This window comes from Serratia sp. MMO-28 (assembly GCF_037199905.1).
GTDB lineage: Bacteria > Pseudomonadota > Gammaproteobacteria > Enterobacterales > Enterobacteriaceae > Chania > Chania oryzae.
Window position 1 is genome coordinate 66,222 of record NZ_JBBCVB010000024.1, and the last position, 20,684, is coordinate 86,905.

Sequence of the window (20,684 nt, forward strand, 5' to 3'; positions counted from 1 at the left end):
AGTATTCTGGTTGGACATCATACAGGAGAGAGATCATGCAAAAACTAAAATTGTACGGCGTGCCCGTATCCGGCCATTGTCACCGCGTAGAGCTGTTGCTGCGTATGCTCGCACTGCCTTACGAATATTGCCCCGCTCCAGCAGAGATCCGCAGCAGCGACGCTTTTCTCCGCCTCAATCCCCTTGGCCAGATCCCGGTATTGCTTGCTGGCGAGCAGGTACTCACCGACAGTAATGCCATAATGGTTTATCTGATCAAACGCTATGCCCCTGATAGCCACTGGTTGCCAGAGGAACCTTGGGCAGCGGCTCAGGTGCAGATCTGGCTTTCGCAAGCCGCGGGTGAAGTACGCTACGGCCCCGCATCCTGTCGAATGGTGAAACAATTTTCTGTCGCCGAGAACTACCAGAGCGCACTCAGCATTAGCGAACGCTTTTTGGCACACCTGGATCAGCATCTCACCCAGCGTGAATTTTTGGCTACCGAACGCCCGACCATCGCCGATCTGGCTTGCTACAGCTATGTCGCGGTAGCCCCGGAAGGAGGTGTTTCGCTCTCTCCCTACCCGGCAATCCAACGCTGGGCGGCACGCATTGCCGGGTTGCCAGGGTTCTTCCCAATGCCCGAACTGCCTTTACCAGAACCCACCAGCAGGCCAATCAAATGACAACATCAGTGTTTCACCCCGGTGAATTACGCGCCCAGGCGCTGGCGGGGTTTGACGCCGTCAGCGGCTATATTTACCCTGCAATGCCCGAGCAGCATCGTGAGTTTTTTGCTCAGTTGCCTTATCTGTTTGTCGCCACGCTGGATGAACAACATTGGCCGGTTGCCACCGTGTTCAGCGGCTTTGCCGGGTTTTTGCTCACTCCTGACGAAACACACCTGCGCATCATTTCTGCGCGGCGGGTGGACGATCCGGCACAGGCCGCACTGCACGTGGGCCATCCCATTGGTGCATTGGGGCTCGATTTCAGCAACCGGCGGCGTAACCGCGTTAACGGTATCATCAGCCGTATGGACAAGAATCGCGTTGAAATTGAAGTCCATCAAAGCTTCGGCAATTGCCCACAATACATTCAGCGGCGCGCACTGTCCCCGTCGCCCCCTAGCCCTTCGCCGATGAATGTCCTCAGCAGCTTGGATCCCCAAGCTCGCACAATGATCCAACAGGCCGACACCTGTTTTGTTGCCAGCTATGCACAGGGCAATTCCCCGCAAGGAGGCGTGGATATTTCGCACCGTGGCGGCAAACCGGGGTTTATCCATCTTGATGATGAAACCCTGTGGATACCGGATTTTCGTGGTAATCGTTACATGAACACGTTGGGGAATTTATTGCTGCAACCGCGCGCTGCGCTGCTTTTTATCGACTTCGAACAGGGGGATATTTTGCATTTGCAGGGGGAAACGCAGATCTTATGGCAGCCTGGGAAAGGAGGCGTGGAAGGCGCAGAGCGTTACTGGCGATTTGATGTGAGCCGTGCTTGGCGATTTCAGCACGCTTTCCCCTGGCATGCTCAGGGTGCCGAGTTTTCCCCGGCAACTTTGCGTACCGGAACCTGGTTAGGTTAAAAAAGCATTACCGACTCTGTTCATCTAAAATTTTAGGTAAATGCAGCATTTAATACTGAAATACAGAGGAAGGTTTCTCTTTTTAAAAGTAAAATGCCCTGAGGATGACAGCGTTCATCTGACAATAACCCAATGATAGTTAATAGTAAATTTCCCCCGTGGCTGCTCAATACCAACAACGGGCTGAGCACAGAAATCCATTGAGTGAAAACCCTACAATAGCCTTTTGCTCAGTAATGCCATTCCAAAAAAAACCGTAGTGCGTTAAGGTAAAAGCGGAGAAACCTCCAGCGTACAGTTCTACTCAAAGGAGCTTGAGTATGTTTCCTGAATACCGTGAATTAATATCGCAACTCAAATCAAGTCATCCCCGCTTCCAGTCGTTGTTTGAAAAACACAATCAGCTTGACCATGAAATCTCCAGATTAGAAGGGCCTTCTGGCACAGGATACTGTGATGAAGTCGTCCGGCTGAAAAAGGAAAAACTGCATATCAAGGATGAGATACATAAAATTCTGAAAGCAGAAAATACAACGAAGTAGCGCATGCCGATCCCCGCTCTGCTGCGGGGATCTCCGTCTCTGTTATCATCGGCTTTTCTCCCCAAACCAACAACCGGCATCGATAGTGCGGTTCGAGCTGCGGCGCCAAACCCCAGTATTGCCTTCTTCGGGACGTTGGTCACAGACAAACTCTATGGTAAGTGCTTGAATAATGGCGGGGAGCTGCCGTATCTCTCCGTAAAGTACTTGCCATGAAGCCTACTTTTGCGGCATTTTGGCAGGACAGCCCAAGTTCCAGCGATCTTTACGAGCAATGCGATGATTAAATGGCCGTGGAAAGCGCATCAACCGCAAGCGGAAACCGTTGCCCAGTGGCGGGAAGCACTGGATATTCCCCTGCTCTCTCCTCTAAACGAAGATGAACAGCGGCGTTTAGTTGCCGTTGCTAGCCAGATCTTGCAAAACAAACGTATCGTGCCGCTACAGGGGCTTGAGTTAACAGCGTTGATGCAGGCGCGCATCGCCTTGCTGTTTGCTCTGCCTGTAATGGAACTGGGGGCTGAATGCCTGGACGGCTTTAACGAGATCCTGCTTTATCCCGCGCCGTTTATCGTCGAGGACGAGTGGCAGGATGACATTGGCCTGGTGCATTCTGGGCCGGTGGTGCAATCAGGGCAGAGCTGGGAACAGGGGCCCATCGTTCTGAACTGGCTGGATGTGCAGGACTCTTTCGATCTTTCCGGCTTCAACCTGGTTATTCATGAAGCCGTGCATAAGCTGGATATGCGCAATGGCGGCACCACGACGGGCATTCCTTCCATTCCGTTGCGTGATATCGCCGCCTGGGAATACGATCTGCACAGCGCAATGGAAAACCTGCAGGACGAGATAGATATGGTTGGCGAGGCCGCAGCCAGTATGGATGCTTACGCCGCCAGCGATCCCGCAGAGTGTTTTGCCGTGCTGTCTGAATATTTCTTTAGCGCACCAGAGCTGCTGGCTAACCGTTTTCCCGCCATCTATGACCACTTCCGTCGCTTTTATAGGCAAGACACGCTGGCACGTTTGCAACGCGGATAGCCCGATAACGCAACACCGCCTCGCTAAGCTTGCTCAGATGATGAGCAGTCACACCATTAGCCGCAATTTAGCGTTGACACACCCTGAACGGCTGGATATGATGCGCCCCGTTCACACGATTCCTCTGTAGTTCAGTCGGTAGAACGGCGGACTGTTAATCCGTATGTCACTGGTTCGAGTCCAGTCAGAGGAGCCAAATTTAGAAAAGCCCGCTTAGGCAACTAAGCGGGCTTTTTGCTGCCTGCTCTCTCGGAAACGGGCGCTGTTGCGATACCCTCTTTTTACAGCAGAATCTGGAACAGCACTGCGAAGAGAACAGTATTGGCGAGCATGGCGGCCCAGCCGTGATAAAGCGCTGGTAATATCTCCGTTGAGCGCAGTCCCCCACCAAGCCGGTAGCCAGCGCCCAAGTAGCATAACGATAATGGCAAAACTAAAACCGGCCTCATAACGCAACTTACCTTCCGTCATCTTCTGAATACGCCCCGACATAAGCCAACCCGCCAACAAGGTGACAGCACTCATCGGCAGGCCGACGGAACCGGCTGTCATCATCAATGCCGCTACCGACAACCTAAATAACGGGACGTTATCAGATCACGCTTTCAACATTTAACATGAAAAGTACAATTTTTTACCTGAATGTTACATTCCATTAAACTTGTGTTACCTCATACTCATCGAACTACCACCTACATGCTGGCTTAACACCTGACTCCGCTTCCTGATCTGCTGTAAAGGGCGGTTGATAAAGAGTAATTGCCGTATGTCTACCACTACTGAGGGAGCTCGATGATGAAAACTCTTAACCCGATGTTGGAAAAATTACTGCCTATTCTGCCACTTATTGCGGCCAACGCCGCAGAAGCAGAAAGAGAGCGAAAAGTGCCAGATGAGAATATCCGGTTACTGAAAGAAATAGGCATGCACCGCGCTTTTCAGCCGAAAAAATACGGTGGGCTGGAAATCTCCCTGCCGGAATTTACCGACTGCGTTGCCGCACTGGCCGGTGCCTGTGGTGGCACCGCCTGGGCTTTCAGCTTGCTGTGCACCCACAGCCACCAGTTGGCGATGTTCTCCGCCAAGCTGCAACAAGAAATCTGGGGCGAAAACCCGGACGCCACCGCCAGCAGCAGCATTGCGCCTTTTGGCCGGATTGAAGAAGACGAAGGAGGGATCTATCTGAGTGGTGAAATGGGCTGGAGCAGCGGTTGCGATCATGCCGAATGGGCGATCGTCGGTTTTCGTCGCAACAACGCCGCCGGTGAGCCGATCTACAGCTTCGGTGTGATCCCACGCAGCGATTATGAAATTCGTGATGACTGGTATGCCGTGGGCATGCGCGGCAGTGGTTCCAAAACGCTGGTTATCAACCACGCCTTCATCCCCAACCACCGCATTGAAGCCGCTCAAGACATGATGCAGGGGCGTTCTTCAGGCTTTGGCCTCTATCCGGACAGCAATATTTTCTACACGCCGTATCGCCCCTATTTTGCCTGCGGTTTTGCCGCGATCAGCCTCGGCGTCGCCGAACGCATGCTGGTCGCCTTTAAAGAAAAAACCCAAAATCGCGTGCGCGCCTACACCGGTGCCAGCGTGGGGACGGCAACGCCAGCGCTGATGCGCCTGGCAGAATCGACCCATCAGGTTGCCGCTGCCCGGGCCTTTTTGGAAAAAACCTGGCAAGAACACGCCGAGCATGGGCGACGTCATCAATATCCTACCCATAACACCCTGACTTATTGGCGTACCAATCAGGCTTATGCGGTAAAAATGTGTATCGCGGCGGTAGATCGTCTGTTCAGTGCCGCAGGCGCGACCAGTTGGATGGAAAGCAATGAGATTCAGCGGTTGTTCCGCGACTCTCATATGACCGGGGCACACGCTTATACCGATTACGATGTCTGTGCGCAGATCCTGGGGCGCGAACTGATGGGGTTAGAACCCGATCCCACTATGGTATAACAAGCCGGAGGACCTATTTGATGACACATCACACAGACAATACCCTGGATCCCCGCGCTTTTCGCCGTGCCTTGGGTAACTTCGCCACCGGAGTGACGGTAGTGACCGCTACCGCCCCGAATGGCACCCGCGTGGGCATGACGGCGAACAGTTTTAACTCGGTGTCGTTAGATCCGCCGCTGGTGCTGTGGAGTATTGATAAACGCTCCGGCAGCTATCCGATCTTTGAACAGGCCAGCCACTTTGCCATTAATGTGCTGGCCGCCGATCAGGTGGACCTGTCCAATCGGTTTGCCCGCCCCAGCGAAGATAAATTTGCCGGGATTGAGGTCAGCGCTGGCGCGGGTGACGCGCCCTTGTTGGCAGACTGTGCCGCACGTTTTCAGTGTGAGAAATACCAGCAGATTGACGGCGGCGATCACTGGATCCTGATCGGCAAAGTCGTGGCATTTGACGATCTGGGCCGCGCGCCGCTGGTGTATCACCAAGGGGCCTACTCCATGGTCTTGCCTTACCAGCAAGTGTCGGAAAAGGTTGCAGATAACGCGGGGGCCAGCGCCAGGCAGGAACGCCTTAATCACAATGTCTACTATTTACTCACGCAGGCGCTGCGTAGCTATCAAGCCAGTTACCAACCTAAGCAACTTTCCACCGGCTTGCGTATCAGTGAAGCCAGAATGCTGTTGGTGCTCGACAGCAATGCCTGCCTTGATATGACCGGGCTCATGGCAGAAGTGGCCATGTCGAGCAGAGAGATCGAAGAGGCACAGGAAACCTTGCGTCGTAAAGGCCTGATAGCCAGCACGGAGAACGGCTACCACCTGACAACCGCGGGTGAACGCCAAGCCGAGGTGTTACGGGACATCGCGGCCAAACAGCAGGAGCAGATGCTGGCCGCTTTCTCTGCGGATGAAGTGGGGATCTTGAAAAAGCTGCTGCGCGGGATTATTGCCAACGCCAATTGAAAACCTCTGCCAACGCCATCATTCGCAACCCGGTGAATGATGGCGCTGCCGCCATCCCCTTACTGTTTCTTGGAACCGATCGAATTCACCTGCGGGCGCAAACGCGCCACAGACATCCGCTGCCCTACCAGGCCAAGTACCGCACAGACCGCCATCACCAGCGTCATGGCAAACGGCGTGTCATCCTGTAACCAGGAAACCGCCAGGCTCGCCAACGCCCCCATGCCAAACTGCAGCGAAATGGCCAATGCGCTGGCGCTGCCCGCCTGCTGACCGCGCTGTTGCAGCAATAACGACAGGCTGTTGGTACCAATCGCATTCACTAACGACATAAACAACACGATCAAAATCACCAGCACCGTCAGACTCTGTTGATTAAAGAGTAATAACAGCAGCCCAAACAGGACCTGTGCACTGCTCTGAATCATCAATAACCGCGGCAGGCTGTAAACCTTCAGCATCCGCACGTTGAGTAACAGCACGGCAATCATGCCGATCACATTGCAGCCAAACAGCAGACCATAATATTGCGCAGGCACCTGGAAATAGCTGATGTAGACAAAGGGGGAACCACTGATAAAAGCAAACATACCGGCGAAGGAGAATGCCAGGGTGGCGATAATTCCCATCGCTTCACGATCCCGCACCAACAGGCAGTAATTATGGAACGCCTTCAGGATGTTGCCTGAATGTTCGGCGCGGGCTTGCAACGTCTCGGGCAATACCCACAGCACCAGCACACCATTGATACACCCCACCAGCGCCAGCAGCATAAAGATGGCTTGCCAGTTAAATAGCGTCAGCAACGCGCCCCCCAGCAAGGGGGCCAGCAGCGGTGCAATCATGGTGACCAGCGTCATTAGCGATAAGACACGGGGCAACTCGTCGGGGGCGTAGACGTCTCTGGCAATGGCACGTGCCATCACCACGGCGGCCCCGCTGCCGAATGCCTGTAAGGCCCGCAAAGCGACCAGTTGCTCAACCTGCGTCACCTGCGTGCACAGCACGCTGGCAATCACAAACAGCAGCATGCCGCTCAGCAGCAATTTTCGCCGCCCCAGCCAGTCGCTCAGCGGCCCATATAGCAGCATGCCCACACAGAAACCGGCGAAAAACGCCCCCAACGTATGCTGCATCTGCCCTTGTGTCGCCTGTAACTGTTGCCCCATCGCGGGTAAGGCGGGCAAATACATATCAATCGACAGCGGGCCAAAAGCCACCAGCGAACCCAACAGCGGGATCAGCCAGCGTGGCGGCCGATTAGCAAAGGCGGACGGCATAGCCACTCCTTATCATAAACAACCCCTTATATACTCTTCATACCTCAAGTTGCTTGGGTGTTGGCTGCGTTACTCGGCCCATATTGGGCCTCACCCCTTCGGGGCCGCTGCAAGCAGCGTTCAAATCTGCTTGCGCAGATTTGTCACTCACCCCAGGAACGATCTTGAGTAAGCTCCAGGGGCTTCACTCCGTTGCCGCCTACAAGCAACTCGAATTATTTTGGGTATAAGTGACTAACGTAGATCAAAAAGGCATTCATTAACATGTTAACGAACCACCTACACAATAAATACCTTTTAACCAGATCGCAAGATTCAATTGATCGTATTCATAACAATATTTTTACATGGCGATGCTTCAATAAATGAGAGTCTCTTAGGTTGTCCCCAGCGCTAACCACAACTCAACCGCTATCGCAGCGTAAATCGTCCGGTAGGCCTGTATTTTGCGTATCTGTGATTGAGCAATATAAACGCAGCACTCCTAGACCAGGGATAATTCGAGCCATTTTGAAGTTTGCTCTTGGTCACAAATAAAAAAAACATAAAGACGATATTAATTTCCTCAATTGTTCAGCCATTCTGCTTAATCAATACTCCATGCCACTCATTTCACCCGTTTCATTGACGCGTCACAGCGATGATTATCGCGGTTAGTTATCTTTCATCAATGATAAAAAGCAGGTAATGGATAATGATAAAAACTTCTGTTCTCTCGGTAAAAGATAAAATTGGTTACGGCTTGGGAGATATGGCCAGTGCATTAGTCTGGCAGACCGCTACGCTGTTTTTAGCTTACTTTTATACTGACGTTTTTGGCCTGCCTGCCGCCATCATGGGCACTATGTTTTTAGTGGTGCGCGCAGTCGATGCTTTTGTTGATCCCTGTATTGGCGGCCTGGTCGATCGCACGCAAACCCGGCATGGGAAATTCAGGCCCTGGCTCTTGTGGTTTGCCATTCCGTTTGGCGTCAGCTGCCTGATTACCTTTTATGTTCCCGATCTCTCGTTAACCGGAAAAATCATTTATGCTTGCGTGACTTACAGCTTATTGAGTTTAGTGTATTCCGCGATTAACGTGCCTTACTGCGCCATGCCGGGGGCGCTGACTATGGATCCCCGTGAACGCCATTCGCTTCAGTCGTGGCGTTTTGCTTTATCTTTTATCGGTGGCCTGATCGTTACCGTTATCGCATTACCGTTAGTGGACACGTTAGGGCAAGGCAACCCTCAGAAAGGCTATTTCTATGCCATGAGCCTGATGGGATTATTGGGCGTGGTCTTATTCTTTTGCTGCTTTGGCTTAACCCGTGAACGTTATCAGCCACGCAATGATACTTCAGGATCGATGCTGAGCGATCTCAAGCTATTGTGGAAAAACTCTCAATGGCGCATCGTTTTTATCTTTAATATTCTGCTGCTGGTCGCCGTGGTTATCCGTGGTTCAGCAACCATCTATTACGTGAAGTATGTGTTACTACGCCCTGAATTGGTGTTTACTTTTATCGTCTGCGGCATGATAGCGGCATTTCTTGGCGCTCTGCTATCAGAAACCTTATTAGGGAAGTTCGACAGAGTTAAATCCTATCAATGGACGATACTGACCTTTGTGATCTTTAATATCGCCATCTTCTTTATTCCTGTTCACTTTATCTGGCTTATTTTCGCTTTCAATCTGATCTTCAGCTTTATTCAAAACCTGACGACGCCTTTACAGTGGACCATGTTCTCTGATGTGGTGGACTATGAAGAGCATCGCTCTGGCCGCCGTTTAGATGGGCTTATCTTTTCCACCGCGCTGTTTGCCATCAAATTTGGCTTGGCCTTGGGCGGCGCGATTGTCGGCTGGATCCTCGGCTTGGTGGATTATCTACCGAATGACGCAGTACAGACTCCCACCGTTATCAACACCATTAACGCCCTTTTCACACTGATCCCTTCAGGCCTGTTCCTGCTGATGGCCGGGCTCCTGTTTACCTACAAACTGAACAGCAATTTTGTCCGCGGCATCGTGGATATGCTAGCCAAAAAGCGCACCCAGTCCCCGCCAGCAAACCTGCCGCCAACAGAGACGCCGTTGCTTGAACAAGGAGAATAAGCATGACACACCTCTACCAAGATGCTGCGCAACCTATTGAGAAACGTGTAGCCGATTTACTGGCGCGCATGACGCCAGAAGAGAAATTCGCCCAGATGCACGCTTTCTGGCTAATCCTGGCCAGCGATGGGCAGCACAAAGTTCGCACCGACCTGAGTGATGATTTCAGCGGGCATCAGCAAACAGCTACGTTGGAGCAACGTTTAAAGACCGGCATCGGCCAGATTACCCGCCCGCTGGGCTCTCACGTGGTCGATCCCGCCGAAGGGGTTCGCGCGCTGAATTGCTTACAGAAAACTTTGGTGGAAGAAACGCGTTTAGGCATACCGGCGATGTTTCACGAAGAGTGCCTGGTCGGGCTGTTATGTAAAGATGCCACGCTGTTTCCATCAGCGCTGAACTACGGCTCAACCTGGGATACAGCGTTAATAGAACGCGTTGCAGAAGCCATCCGTACGGAAGCGCAAAGCATTGGTTGTCATCAGGGCTTGGCCCCGGTGCTGGACGTTTCTCGCGACGTGCGCTGGGGGCGAACTGAAGAAACCTTCGGTGAAGATCCTTATCTGGTCGGCGTCATGGCAACTGCCTATGTCCGGGGGTTGCAGGGTAAAAACCGCGATTTGCTGGCCACGCTCAAACACTATGCCGGGCACTCAGCCAGCGAAGGCGCGCGTAACCATGCGCCAGTGCATATCGGGTTTCGTGAACTCAACGACACGTTTCTCTTGCCGTTTGAAATGGCGGTGAAGCTCGCCAATGCGGGCTCGGTGATGCCCGCCTATCATGATATCGATGGGCAACCCTGTCATAGCGACCGTTTTTTACTCACTGACGTGCTGCGTGAACAATGGGGTTTCGATGGCCTGATCGTGGCCGACTACGGCGGTGTCAGCCTGTTGCATCAACATCACGGCGTCAGCCATGACAGTGCGGAATCGGCGGCATTGAGTTTCAACGCGGGGTTAGATATCGAGCTGCCAAAAGATGATTGTGCGCTGCATTTGGCCCAAGCGCTTGAGCGTGGGCTGATCGATATGCCAAAAATCGATGAAATTGTCTCGCGGATCCTGCACGAGAAATTCCGGCTCGGGCTGTTTGAACACCCTTATGTGGATGATTCTCGTGTGCACTTACAGCAACAGGCTGCGCGCGATTTAGCCTGGCAGGTTGCGGCGCGCTCCATCACGCTGCTGGAGAATAATGGCATCCTGCCGCTGCAACCGCAGTCAGGAAAGAAAATCGCGGTGATTGGCCCAACGGCTGACGATCCGCTGGCTTTGCTGAGCGGGTACAGCTTCCCGGTGCATTTGATCATCAGCGATATGACAGCACAAACCGAACAGGTAACTACCCCGCTTCAGGCGTTGCGCGCTACCTATGGTGAACAAAATATTCGGTATGCCAAAGGCTGCCATATTCTGGAACAGCGGATGTCGGGTGCGCCAGTGTTCCCTGGCGATAGCACCAAACCGTTGCAGGCGTCCCCCGTCTCTCAGAGTACGAGTTTAATTCCACAGGCCGTCAGACAGGCACAGGAAAGCGATATCGCCTTGGTATTTGTCGGCGATCTGGCAGGGTTGTTTCAGAGCGGTACGGTGGGAGAAGGCTCGGATACCGACAGCCTGCAACTGCCGGGAGTACAACAGCAGTTGCTGGAACAGGTCATCGCTACCGGCACTCCTACGGTGGTGGTCATGACCGGAGGGCGGCCTTATCACTTGGCCGGGCTCGAAGATAAACTGGCGGGATACCTGATGGCATTCGCCCCCGGTCAGGAAGGCGGGCGGGCGATTGCCGATGTGATTAGCGGTAAAATAGCCCCACAAGGCCGGTTGGTGATCTCGGTACCGAAAAGTGCGGGTGCCATGCCTTATTACTATAACCATAAGCTGAAAAGCGGCGGCACGCCGATTGCCTTCCATTTTGGCGCTCGCTACCCGTTTGGCTATGGCTTGAGTGGCACCACGTTCAGTTACCATGATTTGCACCTGGATCAAGAGGCGGTGGCAATTAACGGCGGTGAACTACGGGTGCAGATTAGCCTCACCAATACCGGCCACCAAACCGGCAGTGAAGTCGTACAGGTGTATGTGCGTGATTGCGTGGCATCGCTCGTCAGGCCTATTCATGAGTTGAAAGCGTTCCAACGGGTTGAACTGGCCGTTGGGCAAAGCGCGACGCTGACGTTCAGCATTCCAACCGATATGCTGAATTTTACCCACCTCAACCATAAGCGCGTTGTTGAGCCAGGAGAGTTTGAAATCCAGGTTGGGACGCACAGTGGCGATATTCGTGCAAAAGGCGTGGTGACACTTTCAGGTACCACCTACCCATTGCCCCGCTGCTGGCGTATGGTCAGTGAATGTCAGGTTGAGAAGCATTAAGGCATCACGGAGGATATGGGATATGCCCCTTTCCGTTGAAAGGGGCATAGGGGAAAAGCTTACTGCGCAGGTGCCGTCAACAGCGCATAGCGGTTCAACAACTGGGTAAAGCGGCTGTCGATCTGGGTTTGTAATCCCGGTGAAACCTTACCAGCACGTTGCTGTTCTTCAAACTGGCGCAGCAGTTCTTCCAACGGTGGCGTGCGGTTCATTGGCTGCTGCACGGCAAACACGACCGACTTGAGTTCCGATACCGTTATGTAACGGCCACGCTGCTCATCCAGCGAGTTCAGTTTATCGGCCAATTTTTGCAGGCGGGTTTGTGCCTGATGCCAGTCTTCCATCGCTGCTTTTGGCAGCGCTTGTGCTTCTCGCTGCTGTTGCCACTGTTCCGCTAACTGCTTCACCTGCGGGCTCACCGGCCACAGCGCGCGCAATTGTTGCGCCAGCACGTTGCCGTAGTTCAAGGCCCACAGCGGCGGTAATGCGTCCAAGCGCAGCAGCTGCTCACCGCTGGCATGCACCATCGAATCTTCCAACCTGCTCAGTTCAGCGCGATGATCCGCTTGCTGAAGTTTTGCCAGTTGCCCAGGCTCCATCAACTGCGGCAGGGGCCTGACCATATTCTGCAATACCTGCTCAGTCCCCGATAAACGGAAAGAGATAATGCCCCACCAGGCACCCGCCCCGATGAGCGCGCTGATGACCACGCCAGCCAGAAAACCGTGCCACATCTTCCAACGTGAGGGCTCCGGTTCGGCGATCGGTTCCGGCTCGGGTTGCGGCGCTGGCGCAATGACCGGCGGAGGCACCGGGGCCGACTCTTTGATGATATACACCAACGGCGGTGAAGCTGCACCTTCCTGTTGGAAAGCCCCTTCTGGCTCGATGCGAATTTCAGTTGGCTGTGACGTTGCCGTAGCGGCCGACTCCAGGCTTTCCAACCGCAGCGCAGCGTGGTGCATCTGGTTGCGCAGGTTATCCAGCTTGCTGAGGTGTTTCAGATCCAGGCGCTGCAAGACATAGCACACATGCTCCAGCACTTTCTCAATGCGGTAAATCTGCGCCAGATCGCCGTACTGGAACTCCTGCGTGCGCAACACCTGCTGTAAACGGGCCACCAGCCAGGCCAAAATTTCTACCCTGGCGTGCGTTTGCTGCGGCCAAAAGACCGGCCACTGATGCGTGAGCAAACCATCAATCAGTTGCAGCCCTTCTTGGATGCCAGACAGGCCGGAACGCTGCGTGCGTGCCAGCGTAAACCAGGCGACCGTTTGCAGTTCCACGCCATTTTGCCGGAACAGTGTCATACAGAGCTGTTCCACCTTGCCCCAATGTACATCCGGACGCGCCGGGTGGCTCAGCTTGGCAATTTCTTCTTTCAGCGTGGCGAACTCCGGCAGAGTACGTGGATCGCCACCGGTTTTGATACTGTTTCCTGATGATAATGCGCTCATTCAGTTACCTTACTCCATACGCTGTTGTTTTTTTAAATGCCGAACCAATACTCGCCCTTCCGGCACAAATTACGTGCCGTAACGCACCAGCCCTACCCCCTTCAGCTCGGCATCAATGCCATAGTTCAAATGCCCAGGGAGCGCTTCGGGCAGCAGAACGATCTTGATGCTTTTCAGCCGTGGTTCATATTTCAGCAAAGTATGCGAAAGCGTGGTCATCAGCGTATGCGCCGTACCAGGCATTCCCTGTAATATTTTGCTCATATCCGGCAAACCATAATCCGGCAGATGGCTCAGCGTGCCCGCCCGACAGTTAAGGATGCGCTGCATATTATCGAGTACAGAGAGGATCACCTGATCCTCTTCACTGACCTGATGCAGATCCAGCTCACCGGAAAAATTGCCGATAAGCATTTCATACAGGGAAGGATTCAATGACGGCATGTGTTAATCCTTCTGTGGCATCAATATCAGGGTCATGCCCGACACTGAGGATGCGGGTTTAATCGCGGTAATTAACATCGCTAATTTCTCTACTGCCCCTCTTCGGGGCCAACGTTGCCTTGAGCCTAACGGCACTTTTTCCCGAGTTTTACTAACCGCACAGTACGGCAGCACGTGCCGGATCGATAGCGACCAACCCGCTCAGCAGCTGTTCCATCTGGCGAGCCAGTTCGGCTTTGTCTGCATCACCACGCTGGGCTTTCATGCGTAACAGTTTCAGCCGCCGGGCCTTCACCTCAAACATCAGCGCAGGCTCCCACTGGCTGAGCGTAAAGAGCTCCACCGGACCATCCAGTTCACTCAGCAAATGCAGCGCCATCTCATTCTTACCGTATTGCTCGGCAACGCGTGCCATCAGCAACCGCAACAACCAGCGTTGACGCTGCGTGTGGATCCCTGGGCGAGCGGCCAACCAGCCCAATGCGCTCTCAATGCCGTCACTGTCTGCCTGCGCCAGCGCCTCCGGCTCCAATGCCAGGATGTCACTGTCTTCACCCGCAACCGCTGTGGCGTTCTCTGGCAACCAGGTGGCAGAACCTCCCTGCACATGCTGCTCGATCCACGCCACCGTCACTTCATCGGCGAAGGGCGTACCATCGTTGTAGGCCTGCTTTTCCAAGCCCGGTAAACGCTCCAGCAGCATCGTCAGATCGTGTTTGATAATATCGGCCCACAGATCATAAGGATGACCATGCTTGCTTAACCCTTGATAGGTGTACCACTGCAGATCCAGCCAGAAATGATTCACCCCTTCGGCAAACATGCTTTCCGTTCGCTCCAGCAATTCCCCCCAGCTTTGTTGCAGATAGAGGCGCTTGAGTTGAGCTCGGTATTCAGTGCGCGGTGCCACCAGCCGGGTCAGACCGGCGCTGTCTTGCGGGGGGAGTTGATGCACGGTGTCCCAACGGACGCTTTTCATCAGCCTTGAAGCGGAAAGCCAGCCTTGCGGCTGTTCGCGCAGATAACGTGCCAGTTCTTTGGCCTGATCCAGCAGATCGCGCCCGGATTGCACCTGACGCAGGCTGGGGAGATCCTGCTGGCGCACCTGTGCCGGCGTGCTTTCCTGCGTTCCGCTATTCTGCGGCACCAGCGCATCCATACCGCCCGACTGGGCCAAGCGGTTGTCCAGCGCGCTATACAGCCCGGCAAATGAAGGGCGATCCTGTTCTGGCCAACGGCTAAAGGCGTGATCAAGCAACGCCAGCGCCGCCACCGCGCGCTCGAAATCGGCCTTTTCGATTTCTGGATAGCGCGTCAGGCTATCTTGTACCTTGCCGCCTGCCAACCACTCCAATGCCACTTTCCGGCTGTTGGCACGCGGGGGTAACAGGGCCTCGCCATATTGCTCAACCAACCCAGCCAACAGCGTTAACCCATCTGCCAGCCCGGCTTCACCATCACGGTGCAAACGCGCCCACAGGTAATAAGTGACTACCCGCACATCTTTGCAACTGGTGGTCAGCAGCTTTTCAGCCAACTGACACACCAGATCGGTATCTGCGCCGGAGAGTTTATTCACCTCTTCGCGCATGCGCTGAAAATCGTCGTCATAGCCGGGATCGTCACCAACGGGGGCATCTGCGGCGATCGGCGCCAGCCAACGTTGCCATAATGCCGCTGCCTGCCGGGCTTCATCCAGCACATCACGATCGTTAAAACACGCGGCAATAAGTTGTGTCAGCATCATTCCACCTCGGCAGTAGCGTTATCCAGTGACGGGGTTGCCGGTGTTTTATCACTGACATCGGGTATCTTGGTCGGCAAAGTAAAAACCTCATTGTTTCAATAGCAGCAGCGCCGCACGGCGTAAGCCATATCGCCTATCACGCGCTTTTTGGTTCATCAAACGCCAGCGTAATGCCTTCTTCATCGTTGTACCCCAACAGCAGGTGCTGCGGTTTCTGGTGCTGCGCCAACTGTTGCAGCAGTTGCTGACTCAAGACCGGCAGGATCTGCTGATTCAGCAGGCTGTCAATGTTACGCGCCCCACTGTCTGGCAACAGGCAGGCGGCAACCAGCGTATCGTACAGGCTCTCTTCGATAGTGCACTCCAACCCGTAATGACGCAGCAAGCGCTGAGCGACCTGTTCCAGTTTCATTGCCACGATATTGCGCAATGCCGAGGCGGCCAGAGGGCGGTAAATCACCGTCTGGAAACGAGCCAGTAATGCCGGTTGGAAGTGATCGCGCAGGAGTGGGCGCAACAGTTCGTGCAAGGTGGCATCCGGCGCTTCTGGCTGCTCATCCAGCAGTTGCATAATATGATCGCTGCCCATATTGGCGGTCATCAGAATCACGGTGTTGCGGAAATCGATCTCACGCCCTTCGCCATCGCGCATAAAACCGCGATCGAATACCTGGTAAAACATATTCAGTACATCACGGTGAGCTTTCTCTACTTCATCCAGCAGCACCACGCTATACGGGCGCTTGCGTACCGCTTCAGTGAGCACGCCACCCTGGCCATAGCCGACATAACCCGGCGGTGAGCCTTTCAGTTGGGAAACGGTGTGCGCCTCCTGGTATTCCGACATATTGATGGTGATAAGGGCTTTTTCACCACCGAACAGGCTATCCGCCAATGCCAGTGCGGTCTCGGTTTTACCCACGCCGCTCGGGCCGACCAGCAGGAAGACGCCCAGCGGGCCGTTCTCTGCCGTCAGACCGGTTTTAGACGCCCGGAGACGCTGCGCCAGCGCTAACAGCGCGGCATCCTGACCCACAACGCGTTGCCCCAGGTTCTGTTCCAATTGCAACAGATTGGTTTGCTCATCTTTCAGCAAACTGCCCAATGGCACCCCGGTCCAATCGGCAATCACCGTCGCCACGGTACGGGCGTCAACATCCAGTGACAGTAAACGAATGTTATTTTGCAGTTCATTCAGTTGCTGCTGCAGTTGCGCACGCTCTGCCGAACGGCTGAGATCCTTACGCAGCTCAAGTAACTGCTGGGTTAACGCTTTCTCTTGCTGGTACTGTTTTTCCAGCTCGGTTTGCTGCTTTTGCAGCACATCACGCCAGTCGGTAATATCCGCCAAGCGCGCCGGATCGGCATCGGAACTCAGCACCAGATCCTGTTCAATCGCCTGTTGCTCCATGTCTAACGCCATCAGTTCTGAGCTGACCTGCATCAACGGCTGTGGTTTGGTGTCCAGGCTCATGCGTACCCGCGCGCTGGCGGTATCCAGCAGATCCACCGCTTTATCCGGCAGTTGGCGGCCGGTCAGATAACGGCGAGATAACGTCACCGCGGCTTTTACCGCTTCATCCGTAATGTGTACACCGTGGTGCTTAGCGTAACGATCTTTCAAGCCACGCAGCATCAGGCAAGCTTTCTCGTCATCCGGCTCGTCCACTTTCACCATCTGGAAGCGGCGTTCCAGGGCGGCATCACGTTCAAAATACTGCTTGTATTCCGACCAGGTGGTGGCGGCAATCGTGCGCAGCTCGCCACGAGCCAGCGCCGGCTTCAGCAGGTTAGCGGCATCGGCGCCCCCGGCCTGATTCCCAGCCCCAATAATGGTGTGTGCTTCGTCAATGAACAGCAGGATCGGGTTTGGCGCTTGCTGCACCGCAGCAATGACGTTTTTCAGACGTTGTTCAAACTCCCCTTTGACACCGGCGCCAGCCTGTAGCAGCCCGAGATCCAAGGTACGCACGCTGACCATTTTCAGGCTGTCTGGCACGTTGCCTTCGGCAATTCTCAACGCCAGCCCTTCAACCAGCGCGGTTTTACCCACTCCCGGTTCACCAACCAGAATCGGGTTATTTTTACGGCGGCGAGAAAGGATATCCACCATCTGACGGATTTCATTGTCACGCCCGAATACCGGGTCAATCTCACTCGCCTTGGCTTTGGCCGTAATATCCTGAGTGAATTTATCCAACACCGCCAGCAATGCCTCATTAGGCAGTGGTGAAGGAACCAAAGGATCGCCCTCAGATTCTTGCTCTTGCTGAGGCAAGGCTGAAGGGTAACGCCCCAGTTCAGCCTGTTGCTGCAACTCCGGGCGCTCATCGGATTGTGCATCCAATAGAGGGCGCAGGCGTTTCAGTTGGCTATGGCTCAGGCTCAACAGTGGCCACAGGCCGTCTGTAGCAAGCTGGGACGGCTTTGACATAAGTGCTGCCAGCAAGTGAACGCTGCGAATCTGCTGAGCGTCTTCATCCAAAGAGGCTGCCAGCCAGGACTGTTTGATCAGATTCAGCAACGCAACAGAGAGGTGCGGACGGCTCCGCACCGAGCGCGGCAGGGTGTCGAGGTTCGCCAGCAGCGACTGCCACACGCCATCCATATCCCACTCATAGCGGCGGGCCAATACGGTAATATCCCCCTCGCCCAACTCCAACAGTTTGAGCAACCAATGTTCAATGGTAATTTCTGCGTGGGCACGGGTCTGGCACAATGTTGCCGCAGCCTCAAGGGCCTGCGCGCAATAAGAATTTAACCGGCGTAATAGTATAGCTGACTGATTTTCCATAGTTCCTTTCCCTGTTTTCCCGTCACGTTCAGGCACGCTACCGCCCGCTGCCGTTAACCGAGGCCCATAAGGTTATCTGATAAAAGTACGTTGTCTTTGCCTAATGCCTGCAACAGACCCTAGGGAAAAACAACAAAAAAGCAGACGGTAACACCGTCTGCCCAAGATTTACGCAGTAGCGCGTTCATTCCAGGCATCGGAATGAATAATGTTGCCGTCTTTGTAAGTCCAAGTGATTTTCTCGTAACGCAGTTCCACCAGCTCCAGGTGATTGTGTTTCTCTTTGACCGGATCTTTGATGTCGTGCATCTTCGGTGCCACTTTCACTACTTTCACGTTATCCAGTTTGGTATTGAAGTATTCAACTTCCTGGCCAGCATCATCAATGCGGTACCACTTGAATTCAGCCGTTTTCAGCGTTTGGCCGGTAGTGACCGCTTTGTACAGGTACGGGCTGGACGCATCGATTTCCTTGGTAAAGATGAACGGGGTATGGATACGAGTTCCGGTCAGCTTGCCAGTGTTATTGTCAGTCGGGATGTACAGGCCATGATCCTGTGCTACCACTTCGATACTCCCTTCGCGACTCTGTACGTCCACAGAACCTTTAATGTCCGCACCGCCATCATCCTTCAGCCACAGATAGACTGGAATTGCCATGTTTACTCTCCTTGATTGTCAAAACCGCCCACATGTTCCGGCGGCGTTACATTGCCCGGGACCTGACAGGCATTGGCCTGAGGCACCAGACTAATTTCTACTCTTCGGTTTGCCGCCCGCCCTTGTTCGGTATCGTTGGCAGCGATCGGCCGCGTGGCACCATAGCCCTGTACGGCAAAACAGGTGGGTGAAACATCACTGGTCTGCAGCATCCAATCACGTACCGCTTCCGCACGCTTAAGCGACAGCATCTGGTTCGCCTTGGCATCCCCGGTGATGTCGGTGTGCCCCGCCACCACAATCAACCAGCCGGGCTTGGCCTTAATGTTGATTAATGCCTCCACCAACACTTTGGTGGAGCCGCTTTTGAGCTGATATTTACCGGTATCAAATAACGACAGGCTATCCAGCAGCACGGTTTGTGGCGTTACCTGCAAGGGTTGCTCTGGTGCCTCAACTTTCGTTTCTTCCACCGGCGGCACATAGCCCCTGATGGCCGCCAGGACCGGCTGCCGCAGGCGCTCACCTGGGTATAGACCCAGGCCCAAATTTAGAGGAACGCCCTGGCGGTAATAATCATTGAGCTGCGCTGCATCAGCCCTTAATACCTTCACCGCCCCGGCTTTGGCGTGAATATCCGCCAGCGGGATCGCCTGATAACGTTGCAAATCATCCGTAATCTGGCGTGACAGCGCGCGGTTCTGCCAGGCGGAAACGTTCAGCGCCACAACTCCGGCAAGCATGAAAGCACCGATGGCATAAACCACTGCACGGCGCCGCGGGGTGAAGCCGGATTGTTGTGGCAAAAGGCGCAACAGCGGATCGGGGAAAGGCAATGTAGCGCTTTCATTACTTTCGTGACTTTCTCTGCGGTTCAGCGTGGTTTTTTCCGTCAGCCACTGTTGCCAGAGATGGGCAGAGGGTAATTCAGGCACCGCCGGAGAAAAGGTCAATGCCAGCGCCAAAGGTGAGCAAATCGGCATGGATTGTTCACGCGTTAAGCACTGCGGCAAGATCTGTTGTGCCATCCACTGGGCCCAACTCTCAACTTCAATGGCCCGATATAGCCTCTGCGTTTGCTCAATGCTTTCCCCTTGCGCCACCCACTGCGCCAGAGGTTGTGCCGAATGCCCGTTATGCCACACCGTGGCCGACGGCTGGCCCGCTTTGAATTCAAACCATTCAACCTGGTCAGTTGTCATATCCGATGGCGCACTCTGGGGTAAATAGCTACAGAGCAGCGCAGGAATATCCGTTCCCGTCATGCGGCACATACGGGATAGCTGGTGGCGAAAGATCTGGACCCGATTAGCCAACACCGCCGAGTCATCATGCTGTGATGGATTAACCAGCAACAGCGCGCTGAGCTGTGTTACCCACTCAGGACGCAAATTGAGCAATGCCGCCGCAGCGGCAGACAGCGTTGAAAGATCGGCGACGGCCAGATAGCAACCTTCTGGTGTTTCACGCACCGCCACACCAGCAAACATCTGCTCTAACCCATCGCCACACACCAAGACAACGGGCTGACGATAGCCTTCTGCCGGAAGATCGTTCTGCCAAGCGGCATTTATATCGGATTCAACCTGTGCGGAAACATGCGAACGTCCTCCCCATATCAACGCACCGAGAGTAATAACAACAATCACCGTGGCACCGGTGAATTGGCCCCATGGCGTCAGAGGGAAATAGCCCAGACACAGGACGAGTGCCAATATGCCGCCCCAAAGC

The 20,684-nt window shown here is 54.3% G+C and carries 15 protein-coding genes, 1 tRNA gene and 1 pseudogene; 9 read left to right on the forward strand and 8 right to left on the reverse strand.

Annotated features, from left to right (window positions below):
• The first annotated feature begins 35 nt into the window (after positions 1 to 35).
• The 5 genes from WG891_RS19850 (at position 36) to WG891_RS19870 (ending at position 3,355) form a co-directional block, all read left to right on the forward strand.
• A complete protein-coding gene (locus tag WG891_RS19850) occupies positions 36 to 668 on the forward strand; it encodes a glutathione S-transferase family protein (protein WP_337261660.1) in 633 nt (210 codons plus the stop codon).
• Complete coding sequence (locus WG891_RS19855) at positions 665 to 1,576, forward strand: pyridoxamine 5'-phosphate oxidase family protein (protein ID WP_337261661.1); 912 nt, start codon at positions 665 to 667, stop codon at positions 1,574 to 1,576. The genes WG891_RS19850 and WG891_RS19855 overlap by 4 nt, the downstream gene beginning before the upstream one ends.
• Positions 1,577 to 1,896: 320 nt before the next feature.
• Positions 1,897 to 2,118, forward strand: coding sequence for a YdcH family protein (locus WG891_RS19860; RefSeq protein WP_076941391.1), 222 nt, complete (start codon positions 1,897 to 1,899; stop codon positions 2,116 to 2,118).
• 279 nt (positions 2,119 to 2,397) lie between these two features.
• Positions 2,398 to 3,159, forward strand: coding sequence for a DgsA anti-repressor MtfA (mtfA, locus tag WG891_RS19865; protein WP_337261662.1), 762 nt, complete (start codon positions 2,398 to 2,400; stop codon positions 3,157 to 3,159).
• 120 nt (positions 3,160 to 3,279) lie between these two features.
• Positions 3,280 to 3,355, forward strand: a tRNA-Asn gene (locus WG891_RS19870).
• A 91-nt stretch (positions 3,356 to 3,446) separates the two neighbouring features.
• Here WG891_RS19870 and WG891_RS19875 read toward each other — a convergent pair.
• Positions 3,447 to 3,729, reverse strand: a pseudogene (locus tag WG891_RS19875) (gluconate:proton symporter); the annotation flags it as partial.
• A 222-nt stretch (positions 3,730 to 3,951) separates the two neighbouring features.
• On the opposite strand from WG891_RS19875, the gene WG891_RS19880 reads away from it, so the two are divergent.
• Together WG891_RS19880 and WG891_RS19885 are read left to right on the forward strand one after the other, a co-directional pair.
• Positions 3,952 to 5,124 (forward strand): p-hydroxyphenylacetate 3-hydroxylase oxygenase component, encoded by a 1,173-nt coding sequence (locus WG891_RS19880; protein ID WP_337261663.1) that lies wholly within the window; start codon positions 3,952 to 3,954, stop codon positions 5,122 to 5,124.
• 20 nt (positions 5,125 to 5,144) lie between these two features.
• Positions 5,145 to 6,089 carry a p-hydroxyphenylacetate 3-hydroxylase reductase component gene (locus tag WG891_RS19885; protein WP_337261664.1) on the forward strand — a complete coding sequence of 315 codons (945 nt, stop codon included), beginning with the start codon at positions 5,145 to 5,147 and terminating at the stop codon, positions 6,087 to 6,089.
• Positions 6,090 to 6,148: 59 nt separating this feature from the next.
• On the opposite strand, the gene WG891_RS19890 is transcribed toward WG891_RS19885, so the two are convergent.
• Complete coding sequence (locus tag WG891_RS19890; RefSeq protein WP_337261665.1) at positions 6,149 to 7,369, reverse strand: Bcr/CflA family multidrug efflux MFS transporter; 1,221 nt, start codon at positions 7,367 to 7,369, stop codon at positions 6,149 to 6,151.
• Positions 7,370 to 8,063: 694 nt separating this feature from the next.
• Here WG891_RS19890 and WG891_RS19895 point away from each other — a divergent pair.
• Positions 8,064 to 9,467 carry an MFS transporter gene (locus tag WG891_RS19895; protein ID WP_337261666.1) on the forward strand — a complete coding sequence of 468 codons (1,404 nt, stop codon included), beginning with the start codon at positions 8,064 to 8,066 and terminating at the stop codon, positions 9,465 to 9,467.
• Between the two features lie 2 nt (positions 9,468 to 9,469).
• The gene (locus WG891_RS19900) at positions 9,470 to 11,851 is read left to right on the forward strand and encodes a glycoside hydrolase family 3 N-terminal domain-containing protein (protein WP_337261667.1); all 2,382 of its coding nucleotides are present in this window, start codon (positions 9,470 to 9,472) and stop codon (positions 11,849 to 11,851) included.
• A 59-nt stretch (positions 11,852 to 11,910) separates the two neighbouring features.
• On the opposite strand, the gene WG891_RS19905 is transcribed toward WG891_RS19900, so the two are convergent.
• The 6 genes from WG891_RS19905 to WG891_RS19930 all read right to left on the reverse strand — a co-directional run bounded on the left by WG891_RS19905 (position 11,911) and on the right by WG891_RS19930 (position 20,668).
• On the reverse strand, positions 11,911 to 13,308 hold the full coding sequence (locus WG891_RS19905; protein ID WP_337261668.1) for a VasL domain-containing protein: 1,398 nt from the start codon (positions 13,306 to 13,308) through the stop codon (positions 11,911 to 11,913).
• Between the two features lie 69 nt (positions 13,309 to 13,377).
• Entirely contained in the window at positions 13,378 to 13,752 is a 375-nt protein-coding gene (gene tssE, locus WG891_RS19910) for a type VI secretion system baseplate subunit TssE (protein ID WP_337261669.1), read from the reverse strand.
• A gap of 151 nt (positions 13,753 to 13,903) precedes the next feature.
• The gene (gene tssA, locus WG891_RS19915; RefSeq protein ID WP_337261670.1) at positions 13,904 to 15,496 is read right to left on the reverse strand and encodes a type VI secretion system protein TssA; all 1,593 of its coding nucleotides are present in this window, start codon (positions 15,494 to 15,496) and stop codon (positions 13,904 to 13,906) included.
• Between the two features lie 139 nt (positions 15,497 to 15,635).
• On the reverse strand, positions 15,636 to 18,293 hold the full coding sequence (tssH, locus tag WG891_RS19920) for a type VI secretion system ATPase TssH (RefSeq protein ID WP_337261671.1): 2,658 nt from the start codon (positions 18,291 to 18,293) through the stop codon (positions 15,636 to 15,638).
• Positions 18,294 to 18,461: 168 nt separating this feature from the next.
• A complete protein-coding gene (locus WG891_RS19925; protein ID WP_337261672.1) occupies positions 18,462 to 18,953 on the reverse strand; it encodes an Hcp family type VI secretion system effector in 492 nt (163 codons plus the stop codon).
• Positions 18,954 to 18,955: 2 nt separating this feature from the next.
• Entirely contained in the window at positions 18,956 to 20,668 is a 1,713-nt protein-coding gene (locus tag WG891_RS19930; protein ID WP_337265225.1) for an OmpA family protein, read from the reverse strand.
• Positions 20,669 to 20,684: the final 16 nt, after the last annotated feature.